Source organism: Stenotrophomonas sp. YJH_SMC_57 (assembly GCF_059369755.1).
In genome coordinates this window covers 53,305-68,149 of the sequence record NZ_JCAFSZ010000006.1, presented here as the reverse complement: position 1 = coordinate 68,149, position 14,845 = coordinate 53,305, and the positions used below count along the sequence as shown (strand labels likewise).

The 14,845-nt window shown below is 67.3% G+C and carries 13 protein-coding genes and 1 tRNA gene; 8 read left to right on the top strand and 6 right to left on the bottom strand.

Annotated features, from left to right (window positions below; all coding sequences use genetic code 11):
• Positions 1–499: 499 nt before the first annotated feature.
• From AC5P7U_RS09340 to AC5P7U_RS09325, 4 genes are all read left to right on the top strand, one after another.
• Positions 500–3,721: an efflux RND transporter permease subunit gene (locus AC5P7U_RS09340; protein WP_197564107.1), complete on the top strand. Its 3,222-nt coding sequence runs from the start codon at positions 500–502 to the stop codon at positions 3,719–3,721.
• The gene (locus AC5P7U_RS09335) at positions 3,714–4,877 is read left to right on the top strand and encodes an efflux RND transporter periplasmic adaptor subunit (RefSeq protein WP_197564106.1); all 1,164 of its coding nucleotides are present in this window, start codon (positions 3,714–3,716) and stop codon (positions 4,875–4,877) included. Before AC5P7U_RS09340 ends, AC5P7U_RS09335 begins: the two co-directional genes overlap by 8 nt.
• Positions 4,864–6,258, top strand: a complete 1,395-nt coding sequence (locus AC5P7U_RS09330; protein ID WP_006461953.1) for an efflux transporter outer membrane subunit — start codon at positions 4,864–4,866, stop codon at positions 6,256–6,258. Before AC5P7U_RS09335 ends, AC5P7U_RS09330 begins: the two co-directional genes overlap by 14 nt.
• Positions 6,259–6,337: 79 nt before the next feature.
• Positions 6,338–6,577 (top strand): hypothetical protein, encoded by a 240-nt coding sequence (locus AC5P7U_RS09325; protein ID WP_414555904.1) that lies wholly within the window; start codon positions 6,338–6,340, stop codon positions 6,575–6,577.
• 1 nt (position 6,578) lies between these two features.
• Here AC5P7U_RS09325 and AC5P7U_RS09320 read toward each other — a convergent pair whose 3' ends face one another.
• A complete protein-coding gene (locus AC5P7U_RS09320) occupies positions 6,579–6,869 on the bottom strand; it encodes a putative quinol monooxygenase (RefSeq protein WP_006461951.1) in 291 nt (96 codons plus the stop codon).
• A gap of 62 nt (positions 6,870–6,931) precedes the next feature.
• Complete coding sequence (locus AC5P7U_RS09315) at positions 6,932–8,020, bottom strand: DUF5694 domain-containing protein (RefSeq protein WP_197564105.1); 1,089 nt, start codon at positions 8,018–8,020, stop codon at positions 6,932–6,934.
• Between the two features lie 132 nt (positions 8,021–8,152).
• Between AC5P7U_RS09315 and AC5P7U_RS09310 the strand changes: the two genes are divergently transcribed.
• Both AC5P7U_RS09310 and AC5P7U_RS09305 read left to right on the top strand, forming a co-directional pair.
• Positions 8,153–8,722 (top strand): GNAT family N-acetyltransferase, encoded by a 570-nt coding sequence (locus tag AC5P7U_RS09310; protein WP_197564104.1) that lies wholly within the window; start codon positions 8,153–8,155, stop codon positions 8,720–8,722.
• Between the two features lie 256 nt (positions 8,723–8,978).
• Positions 8,979–10,805, top strand: a complete 1,827-nt coding sequence (locus AC5P7U_RS09305) for a methyl-accepting chemotaxis protein (protein ID WP_197564103.1) — start codon at positions 8,979–8,981, stop codon at positions 10,803–10,805.
• On the opposite strand, the gene AC5P7U_RS09300 is transcribed toward AC5P7U_RS09305, so the two are convergent.
• The 3 genes from AC5P7U_RS09300 to AC5P7U_RS09290 all read right to left on the bottom strand — a co-directional run bounded on the left by AC5P7U_RS09300 (position 10,802) and on the right by AC5P7U_RS09290 (position 13,056).
• A complete protein-coding gene (locus AC5P7U_RS09300) occupies positions 10,802–12,241 on the bottom strand; it encodes a GGDEF domain-containing protein (RefSeq protein ID WP_197564102.1) in 1,440 nt (479 codons plus the stop codon). The two genes, AC5P7U_RS09305 and AC5P7U_RS09300, sit on opposite strands and share 4 nt — an antisense overlap.
• A gap of 92 nt (positions 12,242–12,333) precedes the next feature.
• Positions 12,334–12,900 carry a GNAT family N-acetyltransferase gene (locus AC5P7U_RS09295; protein ID WP_197564101.1) on the bottom strand — a complete coding sequence of 189 codons (567 nt, stop codon included), beginning with the start codon at positions 12,898–12,900 and terminating at the stop codon, positions 12,334–12,336.
• Positions 12,901–12,970: 70 nt separating this feature from the next.
• Positions 12,971–13,056 (bottom strand) — tRNA-Leu (locus AC5P7U_RS09290).
• Between the two features lie 132 nt (positions 13,057–13,188).
• Here AC5P7U_RS09290 and AC5P7U_RS09285 point away from each other — a divergent pair.
• Together AC5P7U_RS09285 and AC5P7U_RS09280 are read left to right on the top strand one after the other, a co-directional pair.
• The gene (locus tag AC5P7U_RS09285; protein WP_006461765.1) at positions 13,189–13,569 is read left to right on the top strand and encodes a response regulator; all 381 of its coding nucleotides are present in this window, start codon (positions 13,189–13,191) and stop codon (positions 13,567–13,569) included.
• A 69-nt stretch (positions 13,570–13,638) separates the two neighbouring features.
• Positions 13,639–13,836 (top strand): hypothetical protein, encoded by a 198-nt coding sequence (locus tag AC5P7U_RS09280; RefSeq protein WP_006461763.1) that lies wholly within the window; start codon positions 13,639–13,641, stop codon positions 13,834–13,836.
• A gap of 45 nt (positions 13,837–13,881) precedes the next feature.
• On the opposite strand, the gene AC5P7U_RS09275 is transcribed toward AC5P7U_RS09280, so the two are convergent.
• Entirely contained in the window at positions 13,882–14,838 is a 957-nt protein-coding gene (locus AC5P7U_RS09275; RefSeq protein ID WP_197564100.1) for an SOS response-associated peptidase family protein, read from the bottom strand.
• Positions 14,839–14,845 lie beyond the last annotated feature (7 nt).

Genomic DNA, 14,845 nt, shown 5'->3' with positions numbered 1-14,845 from the left:
CCGCCTTCGACAGTTTCTCGCGATCTGCCGGAACGGCGTTCTGCTCTGGTAGGTGTCGACCTTGGTCCACTGCTCTGGTAGGTGTCGACCTTGGTCGACACGGTAGATCCACGCCATGCGTGGATGAATCATTCGATATCTGACGGATGTGTCGACCAAGGTCGACACCCACCAACAGCCACGGGAATCTGTCAGAGGTGGGGCGGTGTCGGAGTGCGGGGTGTCAGCCGCATGGATGCGGCTGCCAAGCCTACACGGACGTACTTGCGGCGTCCCCGCACTCCGGCATCGCCGCGCCAAACCGCGGAAAGCACGCTGTTGCTGTTGCTTTGGCTGTTGCCGCTGCCGTTGCTTCGGCAGGTGCAGGGCGCAGCCCTGCCGAACCCACTCCCTTCATGAAATATGTTTCATCTGCGGCACAGCCTTGTTTTAGCCGTCAGCAACGATACTTGCCGGCCTGCGCTGCCCGCGGTGGGCAGTGGCATCGCTGGAGAGCCGCATGCTCGGGTTGGTCAGGACCGCGCTCAACAAGCCTTACACCTTCGTGGTGATGGCCATTTTCATCTGCATCGTCGGTCCGCTCAGCGCGCTGCGCACCCCCACCGATGTGTTCCCCGATATCGGCATCCCCGTCATCGCCGTGGTCTGGCAGTACACCGGCCTGTCACCGGATGCGATGGCCGGGCGGGTGATCTCGCCCTACGAGCGTGCGCTCAGCACCACCGTCAACGACATCGAGCACATCGAATCGCAGTCGCTGGCGGGCATGGGCGTGGTCAAGGTGTTCTTCCAGCCCGGCGTGGACATCCGCACCGCCAATGCGCAGATCACCGCGATCTCGCAGACCATCGTCAAGCAGATGCCGGCCGGCATGACCCCGCCGCTGATCCTCAACTACAGCGCCTCCACCGTGCCGGTGCTGCAGATGGCGTTCTCCAGCCCGACCCTGGGGGAATCTCAGATCCGTGACCTGGCGCAGAACACCGTGCGCCCGCCGCTCACCTCGATCCCCGGTCTGGCCATCCCTGCACCCTACGGCGGCAGGCAGCGCCAGATCACCCTCGACCTGGACCCGCAGGCAATGGCGGCCAAGGGCCTGTCCGCGCAGGACGTGGGCAACGCACTGGCCGCGCAGAACCAGATCACCCCGGTCGGCACCGCCAAGCTGGGCAGCAACGAATTCACCGTGCTGCTCAACAACAGCCCGAGCGAGATCGAAGCGCTGAATGATCTGCCGATCCGCACCGTCAACGGTGCGGTGGTCACCATCGGCCAGGTCGCCCACGTGCGCGATGGCTCGCCGCCGCAGACCAACATCGTGCGGGTCAACGGTGGCCACTCGGTGCTGATGGCCGCGCTGAAGAATGGCGACGCCTCGACCCTGACCCTGGTCAGCCGTATCCGCGCCATGCTGCCGCAGATTGGCGAAACCTTGCCGCCATCGCTGAAGATCTCGTTGCTCGGTGATGCGTCCACCTTCGTGCGCGAATCGATCAGCAGCGTCGCCCGCGAGGGCATCATCGCCGCGCTGCTGACCAGCGTGATGATCCTGGTGTTCCTCGGCAGCTGGCGCTCGACCGTGATCATCGCCGCCTCGATTCCGTTGGCGGTGCTGTCGGCCATCGCGCTGCTGTCCGCCGCCGGGCAGACGCTCAATGTGATGACCCTGGGTGGCCTGGCACTGGCCGTGGGCATCCTGGTCGACGATGCCACGGTCACCATCGAGAACGTCAACTGGCACCTGGAGCAGGGCAAGGGCGTACGCGAGGCGATCCTTGATGGCGCCGCGCAGATCGTCGGCCCGGCGTTCGTGTCGCTGCTGTGCATCTGCATCGTGTTCGTGCCGATGTTCCTGCTCGACGGCATTGCCGGTTACCTGTTCCGACCGATGGCGTTGGCGGTGATCTTCGCCATGGCCAGCTCGTTCGTGCTGTCGCGCACGCTGGTGCCGACCATGGCGTTGTACCTGTTGCGTCCGCACCGGGTGGAGGGCGGGGTAGGCCATCATCCCGAGGATGCGTTCCTCAACCATCATGAAGGCGATCATCCGCAACCGCGCCGCGCACGGATGGCGGCCACGCTGGTGCGCTGGCAGCAGCGCTTCGAAGCCGGATTCTCCGCCACCCGCGACCGCTACCACGTGCTGCTGGGCCTTGCACTGGCGCACCGGGGCCGCTTCCTGCTGGGTTTCATGGCCTGCGTGCTGGTGTCCTTCGCACTGCTGCCAACCCTGGGCCAGGACTTCTTCCCGGCCACCGAAGCCAGCGCATTGTCGCTGCATGTACGCCTGCCCTTGGGCACGCGCATCGAGGAAACCGCTGCATCATTCGACCGCATCGAAGCGCGCATCCGCCAGGAACTACCGCCGCAGGAGATCGATGCCGTCGTCGACAACCTCGGCCTGCCGATGACCGGCATCAACATGGCCTACAGCGCCACCGGCACCATCGGTCCGCAGGATGGTGACATCCAGGTCTCGCTGAAACCGGGTCATGGCGATGCGGCCGAATACGCGCGACGCCTGCGTGAGGTACTGCCTTCGTCCTTCCCGGGCGCCAGCTTTGCGTTCCTGCCCGCCGATACCAGCAGCCAGATCCTCAACTTCGGTTCGCCGGCACCGCTGGACGTGCGCATCGCCGGACCGGATGCGGCCGGCAACCGCGCCTATGCGCAGGAACTGCAGCGCCGCCTGCGCCACGTGCCGGGTCTGGTCGACCTGCGCCTGCAGCAACCCGATGGCTATCCGACCCTGAAGGTGGATGTCGATCGGCTTCGCGCCAATGGGCTGGGCATCACCGAGCGCGATGTCACCAACAGCATGGTGGCGTCGCTGGCCGGTAGCGGCCAGGTCGCCCCGACATTCTGGTTGAGCCCGAAGAACGGCATCTCCTACAGCGTGGTCGCCGCCACGCCGCAGTACCGCATGGACAGCCTGGCCGCACTTCAGGCGCTGCCGGTCACCGGCAGCGGTGGTGGCGTGCCACAGGTGCTCGGTGGCCTGGCCGAGATCCAGCGCGGCTCCAGTTCGGCGGTCGTTACCCATTACAACGTGCAACCCACGCTGGACGTATATGCCGGCGTGCAGGGCCGCGATCTCGGCGCCGTGGCGGCCGACGTGCAGAAGGTCATCGATGGCATGGCCGGCCAGCGGCCGCGCGGCACCGAGGTTGGCCTGCACGGCCAGATCGATGCGTTGCACGTGGCCTTCACCGGCCTCGGCTACGGCCTGCTGGCCGCGATCGTGCTGATCTACCTGCTGATCGTCATCAACTTCCAGTCCTGGACCGATCCGTTCGTGATCATCACCGCGTTGCCGGCGGGCCTGGCCGGTGTGGTCTGGATGCTGTTCCTGACCCACACCACGTTGTCCGTGCCGGCATTGACCGGTGCCATCCTGTGCATGGGCGTGGCTACGGCCAATTCGATCCTGGTGGTCAGTTTCTGCCGTGAGCGCCTGGCCGAGCACGGCGACGCGGTCAAGGCCGCACTGGAAGGGGGTTTCACCCGCTTCCGCCCGGTCTGCATGACCGCGCTGGCGATGATCCTCGGCATGCTGCCGACTGCACTGTCCACTGAGCAGAATGCGCCGCTGGGCCGCGCGGTGATCGGCGGCCTGCTGCTGGCCACCTGCGCCACGCTGCTGTTCGTACCGGTGGTGTTCGCATTGGCCCACTCCCGTAAAACCCGTACTGCTCCTGCCGGAGAACCCCTGCATGTCTGAGTCTTCGCTGCCGCAGCATTCGCTGCGCCGTCCTCTGGTCCTGGCCGCCGCCGTGGTGGTCATCCTCGTTGCCGGTGGCCTGGCCCTGCGCGCGCAGCAGGCACACGCCGTGGTCGAGTGGACCGAGCGCCAGGCGGTGCCGTCGGTGCAGGTGGTCACCGCCGGGGAGCAGGGCGCCGCGGGCACGATGACGCTGCCGTCGCACCTGAGTGCCTGGACCGAAGCACCGATCCACGCGCGCGTGGGTGGCTACCTGAAGTCGTGGAGCGCCGACATCGGCCAGCCGGTGAAGGCGGGGCAGGTGCTGGCGGTGATCGACAGCCCGGAGCTGGACCAGCAGATCGCGCAGGCGCATGCCCATCTGCTGCAGGTGCAGGCCGACGCGGCACTGGCCAAGGTCAGCGCCGAGCGCTGGCAGGGCATGCTCGGCAGCCATTCGGTATCGCGTCAGGAAGCCGACGAGAAGCAGGCCAATGCGGTGGCCGCACAGGCCAGCGTGGAAGCGGCGCAGGCCGACTACGCGCGGCTGCAGGAGCTCGGTCGCTACCGCACCTTGCGTGCGCCGTTCGATGGCACCGTCACCTCGCGGCAGACCGATGTCGGCCAGTTGATCCGCGCCGATGACAGCGGGCGCGAGTTGTTCAACATCGCCGATACCCGACGCCTGCGCCTGATGGTGCCGGTACCGCAGAACAGCGCGGCCAGCATCCGTCCCGGGCTGCAGGCAACGTTGCAGGTACCGGGCCAGGAGGGGCGCCATTTCACCGCCACCCTGCAGGGAGATTCCAGCGCGATCGACCGCAGTTCCGGCACCCTGCTGGCGCAGTTCGTCGTCGACAATGCCGATGGCGCACTGTTGCCCGGCAGCTACGCGGAAGTGACCCTCCCGCTGCAGGGCGGGGGAGCTGGCGTTAGCGTGCCAGCGGAGGTGTTGATCTTCCGGGCCAAGGGCACCCAGGTGGCGGTGGTCGACAGCAAGGACATCGTGCACCTGCGCGACATCCATATCGCCAGTGACCTGGGCAGCACGCTGCGCGTCGACCGTGGCCTGAAGGCCGGGGACAGGGTCATTCCCAATCCGCCGGATGCTTTGCGCGAAGGCGATCATGTGCGAGTGGTGGCCGGCAATGCGGAGCCTGCGCATGCCCGCGGTTGAGCGCACAGCGACGCTGGTTTTGATGAGCCTGCTGCTGGGAGGCTGCTCGCTGGCACCCACCTATCAGACGCCGGTCCTGGCGATGCCTGGAGCCTATGAGCACACGGAAACAGTGGATACCCGCTCGCCGCTGCCACAGGCGTGGTGGCAGGCCTTTCAGGACCCGGTGCTGGACCAGCTGCAACAGCAGTTGAGCGCGGCCAACCCGAGCCTGGCGTTGGCCGTGGCGCACTACGACGCAGCGCGTGCCGCGGCGGGTGAGGTGGCATCGGCGCGGGCGCCGCAGGTCGGCTTCAGTACCGGCCCGGTGCGCCAGCGGCAGTCCGATGACAAGCCGCTGCGCAGCGCCACCCAGCCAGCCATCTATGACAGCAATACCGCCACGTTCTCGCTGTCGTTCGACCTTGATCTGTGGGGCCGCCTGCGCAACGCGGCTGCCGCGGGCAAGGCGCGTGCCGAGGCCAGTGGCGATGACCTTGCCGCTGCCCGGCTGAGCCTGTCGCAGCAGTTGGCCGGGCTCTATCTGCAGCTGCGCGGCGCCGAAGCACAGCAGGTGATCCTGCATGGCAGCATCGAGGACTACCGGCAGGCGCTGGCGCTGACCGAAGACCGTTTCCGTGGCGAGATCGCCTCGCAACTGGATGTATCGCGGGCGCAGCACCAGCTGGCCAGCGCGCAGGCCGATCTGGATGCGCTCGACGGCCGCCATGAACTGCTGCGGCATGCCATCGCCGAGCTGGTCGGCGCGCCGGCCACCGGCTTCGTCATCGCCGACGCGGGTCTGCCGGCCCTGCCATCGGTGCCAGCCGATCTGCCCAGCCGCCTGCTGCAGCGACGGCCGGATATCGCTGCGGCCGAGCGCCGGGTGTTCGCTGCCAATGCGGGCATCGGCGTGGCCCGCGCGGCGTGGTTCCCGCAGCTCAGTCTCAGCGGCCTGCTGGGTGGCCAGACCTCGGGTGGCAGTGCCCTGTTCGACGCGGGTAACCGCTATTGGGCGCTGGGTCCGCTGGCGGCGCTGCCGGTGTTCGATGGCGGCCGTCGCAAGGCGGCCAAGGCCGAGGCCTATGCCGAGTTCGACGCGGCCTCGGCGCAGTACCGGGCCACCGTGCTGGCCGCGATCCGCCAGGTGGAAGACCAGTTGACCCTGCTGCGCCAGCTCGATGCACAGCGCGGTCACGAGCAGGATGCGGTGACCGCGGCACGGCGTGCCGAGCAGATCGCCAATGACCGTTACACCGGTGGTGCGGTGAGCTACCTGGACGTGGTCAGCGCGCAGACCGATGCCCGCCAGGCGCAGTTGGGGCTGCAGGACATCCAGAGCCGGCAGCTGCAGGCCAGCGCGGCGCTGATGGCGGCATTGGGCGGTGGCTGGTCGCCATAGCCGCTGGAGGCGGTCTCAGCCTGTGAGAGGGCGGGGCGGAACAATCGCCCCATCCACCCCTACAGGAGAGTGCACGATGATGGCCTGGAATCGAACTGTCGTTGCCGCCTACGCACCGGCCATGGTCGGCTGGTGCCTGGCGCTGGCCGGTGGCTTGCGCCTGGAACAGCTGCGTGGCGACCTGCATGCGCAGGCGTTGCTGCCGCTGCTGCACGGCGGCGTTGTGGCGTTGCTGGTGCTGACACTGGCCTGCACGCTGGCCGCAAGCGCGGTGCTGTGGCGGGCCAATCGGCCACCACAGCGGACCGCCGCCCCGTGATCTACAGCGCAGCGGCTTCCATCAGCACGAACCGGCAGGGCGCACGCTGGAAGGCGTTGATCTGTGGCACCAGGCGCTGGAAGTGTTCGCTGGCGCAGTGGAGGTCGAGCGCGGCGCGGTCCGGCCAGAGCTCGATGAAGATGAAGTGCCCGGGATCCTTCTGGTCAACGAACAGTTCATAGCTGATGCACAGGGGCTCGCGCTGCGTGCACGCGACCAGCTCCCGGTAAAGCGGAAGCACGGTTTCCACGGCATCGGGATGGATGAAATCCTCGGCGATCACCTTGAGCATGTCGGTACCTGCAACGCGGGCCCTGCAGGATAGTGCCGGCGCAGGGCCGGCACCATCCACCGTCAGCGCAATACTGCGTCCGCGCTGACCAGCTGCACATCGTGCATCTGGTTGAGGTAAGCCTCGTAGTAGCCCTTGTGCGAGGCACCGACGATGGCCAGCATGCGGCTGCCGGGGTGCAGGCCCAGCACGTCGCGCATGTTGGCGACCATGCGCAGGTTGCGCGTTTCCCAATAGCCGACATACATCCTGCCGAACGCCTTGGCTGACGGCTCGACGAGTGTCGCGCCGAAGTCGCTCCGGTACGCGTCCATCGCCGCCGCGGGACTGTTGTAGGCCCTGTACAGCGCCAGCACGCCGTCGGGCTTGTCCAGATCGGCGACCAGACGCTTGTCGGCCTCCCGCCGCGCCTGCGAGTGCGCGTTCTTCCAGGCGCCGGTGATGGCGGCGTTGGCCGCCGCTTCGTCCTCGGCAGGTGTGGGCGAATCGGCGGTGTGGTCGTCCACCGCCCAGAGACGCTCATGGCCGAGGCGCGCAGCGACTTCGGCAGCGATCAGATTCGTTTCATTGCGGCGAACCAGGCCTTTGTCGAGGAACTCGACCAGGGCCGCGCTCAGCCCGTCGCCGTCCTTGCGTTCGGCGGCGGGCAGGCGCAGCCACTGCACCTGGGCCGATCCCCGTTCGCCCGCCGCCAGGAACAGTGCAGCCAGCCGACGACGCTGGGCAGGCGTCGGGTCATCTGGCCAGCTCGAGAGCAGGCGCTCGACCTCGGTGTTCGCAGCGGGCACGTCAAGTCCGGTCGCGGCCTGAGCGGCCGAGGTGTCGAAGCAGTAGGTGGCCACGCTTTCCGCGTAGCGGGCGGGGTAGCGACGCATGAAATCGCACTGCAGGCCGGACAGATCCTCGGTGGCGATCAGCTCGGGTTTCCAGGCGACCAGTCGCTGCAGCAAGGGCTCCAGCAGGGCCGGCTGGAAGGTCTTGGGCAGCCCGGACAAGTGGGTGCTGCCCAGTACCAGCACTTCGTTCGTGCGCCCGGCGGGCGGCCCCTTCAACTGGTCGGGATGGAAGGTCGGCCGATAGCTGGCATCGGCGGCCAGGGCGCCGGTGCTGCACAGGCCCAGAATCAGGAAGCTGGCCAAGCGTGTGAACATGCGATCTCCGTGTCAGTGAACGTCCTGCAGTTCGCTGCATGCTGGTCATTTTCATCTGCCACGGAATCTCCCGTTGGTCATGCAAACCTTTTCGGCTTGAACTGCATCGGCGTTCGGGCGAGGCTGTGCTCAATGAAGGAATCGACGACCCATATCCTGCGTCCCAGCGACTGGACCATCGGCAGCCCGCGGCTGAGCCTTCGGCCCTTCACAATGGATGACGCGGGCGAGGCGTTCATCGCGATCACGCCGGGGCTGACCCGCTACATGGCGTTCGATCCGCCTGCATCGGAGCAGGCATTCGCCGTGGTCTGGCGCGCGTGGTTGCTCACCATCGCCGATGGTTCGGACTTCACATTCGTCATCCGCCGCCGCACGGATCACACTTTCCTTGGCCTGGCAGGCCTGCATCGCACCGGTGATGCGGAACCCGAGTTGGGCGTCTGGATCGCTGAATCGATGCATGGGCAGGGCTATGGCCGCGAAGCCGTGTCGGCGGTGCTGGCGTCCGCGTCCCTGCGGCTGGACTGCGCCGCATTCCGTTACCCGGTAGCCGAGCAGAACGCGCCCAGCCGGCGCCTGGCGGAATCCCTCGGCGGTGTGCCCGTCGCGCGTGAGCAAGCTGTGAAGTACATCGCGATTGTCTACCGCATCCCCGCAATAGCGTCGCAAGTTGCGACGGGCGTCGCGGAATTCCGCTAAAGCCGCCTGACCCATCGCCGATATCCCCTCTGGATCCCGCTCCAGTCGCCCGCTGCAGGACCCCAGGCTGCCCCCGATGGGCGGTCCGCGCTGTGTGTTCCGCCGCTCCCAGATGCCGATCGCACCCGCACCAGATGTTCTTGCCAGCCGCTCGAGGGGTGCCCACCCGGTACCTGCAGTCCCAAGCAACTGAAGTTGCCGCCGGGCATCCCGCCCGTCGGGTCGCAACCGCTTACCGGACACCGAGGATCAGACAATGCTCATTCCAGGCTTCACGGCGGGCGCGCAGGCGCCGGCCGAGCTGCATACCCGTTGGTCGCCGTGGCGTGCGCTGCTGGGCGCGCTGGCTCCGCAGCAGCGCACCCGCACCGAGCCGGCGGCGACCCACCGCGCCGAGCTCGAAGCCCAGGTTGCGGCGTTGCACCGCGTGCAGGCGGTCATCGAGTTCGCACTCGACGGCACCATCCTGCAGGCCAATGACAACTTCCTGCAGGCGATGGGCTACCGGCTGGACGAGATCCAGGGCAAGCACCATTCGCTGTTCGTCGATCCCGAACTGGCACGCAGCGCCGAATACCGTGATTTCTGGGCGAGGCTCGGGCGCGGCGAATACGATGCCGGGCAGTACCGCCGCTTCGGCAAGGGCCAGCGCGAGATCTGGATCCAGGCGTCGTACAACCCGGTGCTTGACCAGCAGGGGCGGCCCTACAAGGTGGTCAAGTTCGCCACCGACATCACGGCGCAGAAGTTGCAGGCCGCCGATTCCGCGGGGCAGCTGGCGGCGATTGGAAAGTCGCAGGCGGTGATTGAGTTCAGCATGGATGGCCGCATCCTCTCGGCCAACGACAACTTCCTCGCCACCACCGGCTACAGCCTTGATGAGGTGCGTGGCCAGCACCATTCGCTGTTCGTCGAGCCGGGGCATCGCAGCAGCGATGAATACCGGCAGTTCTGGGAAAAGCTCGGGCGCGGCGAATACGATGCCGGGCAGTACCGCCGCCTCGGCAAGGGCGGGCGCGAAGTCTGGATCCAGGCCTCCTACAATCCGATCCTCGACCTCAACGGCAAGCCGTTCAAGGTCGTCAAGTACGCCACCGACATCACCGCGCAGGTGCATGAGAACCAGGCGATGCAGCGTGCGGTTGCGCAGACCCGCGAGGTGGTGGCCGCAGCCAAGCAGGGCGATCTGACCCGGCGCGTGGCCACGGCCGACAAGCAGGGTGCGATCGCCGAACTGTGCGACGGTGTCAACTCGCTGGTCGAAGCGATGGCCGCGATCATCGGCCAGATCAAGTTCGCCGCCGATACCATCGCGGTCGGTGCGACCGAGATCGCCCAGGGCAACAGCGACCTGTCGCAGCGCACCGAGCAGCAGGCGGCGTCGCTGGAGGAAACCGCGGTGTCGATGAAGGGGCTGGCCGAGACGGTGCAGCGCACCGCCACCAACGCGCGCCAGGCCAGCCAGCTGGCCGGTGGGGCGGCCGATGTCGCCGCACGGGGCGGCAGCGTGGTGCACGAGGTGGTGGAGACGATGGCGGTGATCAATGCATCTTCGCGGCGCATCGTCGACATCATCGGAGTGATCGATGGCATCGCCTTCCAGACCAACATCCTCGCACTGAATGCTGCCGTGGAGGCTGCGCGTGCCGGTGAACATGGCCGCGGCTTTGCGGTGGTCGCCACCGAGATCCGCGAGCTGTCGCAGCGTTCGGCCAGCGCCGCCAAGGAGATCAAGCAGCTGATCGATGAGTCGGTGGCCAACGTCGGGGCCGGTACTGCCCAGGTCGAGAGCGCCGGCCGCACCATGGACGAGATCGTGAGCAACGTGCGCCGGGTCAGCGATCTGATGACCGAGATCAGCACTGCCTCGCAACAGCAGAGCGATGACATCCAGCAGATGAACCATGCGGTGGACCTGATCGACCAGGGCACCCAGCAGAACGCGGCGCTGGTCGAAGAGGCCTCGGCTGCGGCGCGCAGCATGGAGGAGCAGTCGGCGCACCTGTTGCAGACCGTGGCCAGCTTCCGTGTCCAGGAAGGGGCCGGCCATGCGCATGGGGCACCGGCCCTGCGCGCGGTCTAGGCGCGCTGGCCGGACAGCGCCTCGGCGGTGCCGGCCGCCGGGGCAAGGTGCACGCAGTTGCGCCCGCCACGCTTGGCGCGGTACAGGGCCTGGTCGGCGTGAGCGACCAGGTCACTGGGTTCGCGCTCATCTCCAGCGGCCTGCCAGGCCACGCCCACGCTGATGGTCACCCGGCCGTCGGCAGCCGGCAGTGCGGCGCTTTCGACGGCGGCGCGCAGCCGTTCGCCCAGCTCCAGCGCGTGCGTGGCTTCGGCCGAGGGCAGGGCGGCGATGAACTCCTCACCGCCGTAGCGCGCCAGCAGGTCATCGCCGCGCTGCAGGCAACCGTCGAGGATCGCGGCAACCGCGCGCAGGCGGCGGTCACCCTCCGGGTGCCCATAGGTATCATTGAGCCGCTTGAAGTGATCGATGTCGATCATCAGCACCGCCAGGCCCAGGCCCTGGCGGCGGGCACGGCGGTGGGCCGCGCCGAGTGATTCATCGAAGCTGCGCCGGTTGCCCAGCCCAGTGAGCGCATCGCGCCGGGCCAGCGTTTCCAGTTCATCGCGCTGGCGCTGGATTTCGACCTGGCTCAGCACACTGCGCAGGGCATAGCCGAGCAGGGCGCCGAGGAAGCCCACCGTGGCCAGGGTCGGCTGCAGGCGGGCGACCAGCAGCGCCACCATCATCAGCAGCAAGGGCAGCATCAACGGCACGCCGGCATCGACGATGCGCCGCAGCGCGAGGGAAATCTCCGCCGCGGGGCGGCGACGACGGCTGCCGGCCATCACCGCCAGCAGCACGAACAGTCCGCTGATCAGCAGGTCCCCCCAGCTGCCATCGGGCAGTTGCGGCTGGTAGGTGTTGATGTAGAGCGCCAGCAGGAAGTAGCCCAGTGCGTAGAGGGTCAGTGTCCGGAAGAAGTCGCGGCGGTCGGGATCGTCCTCGGCAATGAAGCGGATCAGTGCGAAGCAGAACACCAGGCTGTTCTGCACGCTGCTCATCGTCTGCAGGCACTGCGTCCACAATGCGCTGTTCAGAGGGGCCATGGCCTGCGTGTGCACGTAGTACAGCAGCCACAGCAGCGCGATGGTCGCCAGGTCCACCGCGCGGATGGCGCGGCTTCCGCCTCCGGGGCTGGCGGCCACGTAGGTCAGGGGGATCCGGTAGAACACGTACAGGATCAGCGATGACACGGTCATCTGCGTGGGATCGAGGCCGGCCACGTTGCGGTATAGCAGGGCCAGCAATGCAAGCGAGAACAGCGCGACGGCAGCGCCAAGCGTCCGCCATTTGCAGGCCGCGCGGCTGTCACGTGCACGCCGCGCGCAGGCCAGTGCAGCCAGCAGCGGGGCGGTGATCAGCATCAGGTAGGAGCCGACCGGGTCCTGCGGTCCGATCAAGGCAATGACGAGCGCGTGCGTGACCACAAAAAACAGTGCAGCACGCAACGTCATGCATTCCCCCGCCCCGATCCGGCGCGATCACGATAGGCAGAAGTGCGTGAGGCTGGCAAGAAAAGTGTGCGCTACGTCTAATGCCAACGTTGTCAGCGGTCGCAATTGTGCTTCAGCGGGCGGGGCGTGACCGCACCTTCGAGATGGGCAAACAGCCAGAAATTACGAGGGTGGCCCCGTACATGACGATAGGCGTGCAGCAGCCCCTCCCGCTGCATGCCGAGACGCTCCAGCACGGCGATCGAGCGGGCATTGCTGTCGAGGACAGTCGCTTGGATGCGGACCAGACGGCGTACTGCGTGCCCCCAGTCGAGCACTGCGCGCGCCGCATGCGTGGCCAGCCCTTGTCCCTGCCAATGCGGGTCGAGGTCATACGCGAGCTCGGCGCGGCGGTGCAGGAGATCGATGCCGTTCAAGCCGATGGTGCCGATCAATCCGTCCTCGGCATCGGCCAGCGCCCAGCGCTGGTCGGGGCCGCCCGGCATGTAGCGGGCGATCTGCTGGCGCAAGGCGTGTTCCGAGATGTCGCCCCAGCTGGTGTGTTCGATCACGCCCGGCAGCGAGAGGTAGCGGGACCATGCGGCCGCATCATCCGTCCGCAGGGGGCGCAGACGTGCGGGCAAGGTGTCTGGAAGTGACGGCACAATCGACGCAGGCATGCCAGGCAGTGTGGACACCTTGGGCCCGGAAAATCAAAAGGCCAGGTCATGGACCTGGCCTTTGATGCAGTGGTGCCGGTGAAAGGACTCGAACCTTCATGGGGTCACCCCCGGCTGATTTTGAGTCAGCTGCGTATACCATTCCGCCACACCGGCAGGCAGCGCGTGAGTGTAACCGAGGTCGGCAGGGCTTTCATAGGGGCAGGGCCATTCGGGGCGCTTCCTGTCGGCATCGGCCCCGTGGTGGCTATACTGCGGCGGCGTGAATACCTCCAGGAGCGGTAGCCGATGACAGTGTTGCAGGACCTGAGGGTGCTGGTGGTCGAGAACGACGAAATGAGTGCCGCGCTGCTGCAGATGCAGCTGGTGCATGCCGGCGCGACCGTGGTCGGATTGGCGGCGAGCGTGGACGAAGCGCTGCGCCTGCTGGAGGATTCGGCGCCGGACGTGGCCCTGCTCGACTACCGCCTGGCCCGCAACGAGACCAGCGAGCCTGTGGCGGCAGCGCTGTCGGCACGCGGTGTCCCCTTCGTGCTGGCCACCGGCATGCTGGCCGAGCAGTTGCCGGCGTCGATGCTGGCCGGGGTGCTGCTGGTCAAGCCCTACCTGTCGGTGGATCTGTCCCAGGCGCTGGTGCGCGCGGTGGGGCATTCCCGCGTCAAGGCCTGATTGGTCCCGGCGCAGAGGACCGGCGTATGCTGCCGTGGCCTGAATGCTCAGGCCTACAAGGAGAGTGGCATGAAGAAGTGGATCAAGCGCATGGTTGCTGCGGGTGTCCTTTCGATGGCGGTCTTCGGTGGTACCGCGACTGCCGCGTGGTGCGGCCAGCCCTGCTTCCAGCTCTACAAGAGCTGCATCGCGCGCGGCGGTGAGGTCGAGCAGTGCCTGCAGGAACAAGCCTTCTGCGAAGAGGCGATGTGCGGCGGCAACCCCTGATCCAGAAACCCCGCCCAGGCGGGGTTTTTCATAGGCGCGTGGTGTTCATCCGGCTTCGTCGTACACGTAGCGGATGTCCTCGCGGTCGTCGAGGATGCGGTATTGCAGGGCCAGGTCATCCGGGTCCGGATTGAGCCAGGCGTCCAGGTGCTCCCGGCGGATCGGAACCACGCCGCGGTCATGCCCGGCGGCGGCGACATCGGGTGGCGGGGCATCGGTGATCGTGGCAAATGACAGCAGCCGGCCTTCCGGTCCTTCCCACTCTGCCCACAGGCAGGCCAGCAGCAGGTCGCGTGGCGGATCGGGGCGGAATTCCAGCACTACGTCCTGTTCCTTCTCGTCGGCGCCCAGCGTGCGTGCGTCGATGGCGTGGCGTGGCACGTGCTCATAGAACGCCGGCACGACCACGACCCCATGGCGCAGCCCGAATGCGCCGCGCCAGTAGCCTTCCAGGCTGTCGCGCCGGGCATTGTAGGTGCCGGGGTAGAGCACGTCGTTGCGTGCTGGCGAGTCCGGCAGCCGGCACTGGTAGCGCATCGGCTTGATCACCCGCTGGCCGTTGTCGCTGACCATGACCGGTGCGTAGGTGCCTGGGAAAATGCGGTTGTCGCGCGGCAGCAGCTGCACCCGATGCAGGTCTTCCAGCCGGGCCTGCGCGCGCTCGATGCGGTTGCCGGCCACGCGCAGATCGTTGCGTGCCTTCTGGGTGGGGCGGCTCGCCAGCGTGGCGTGGGCGATATCGCGTCGTTCGCGCTGCCGGGCCAGCTCGGCCTCCAGTGCCTGCTGCTCCTGCGCATGCCATTGCTGGATCTTTGCCAGGATGTCGCGGCCCTGTTCCGTACGCGCGCCGGCAAAGCCGTCGTCCATGGCTTTTGGGGTTTTCGGGCGCTTCTTGCCGGGATCGTGCGCGTACAGCTCGGCGAATTCCTCCAGCGAGAGAAGGGCGCCGAACTCGCGCACCAGCTTGGCGTAGTCGGCGCGGATCAGGGCGGAATAGCACATGCGAACT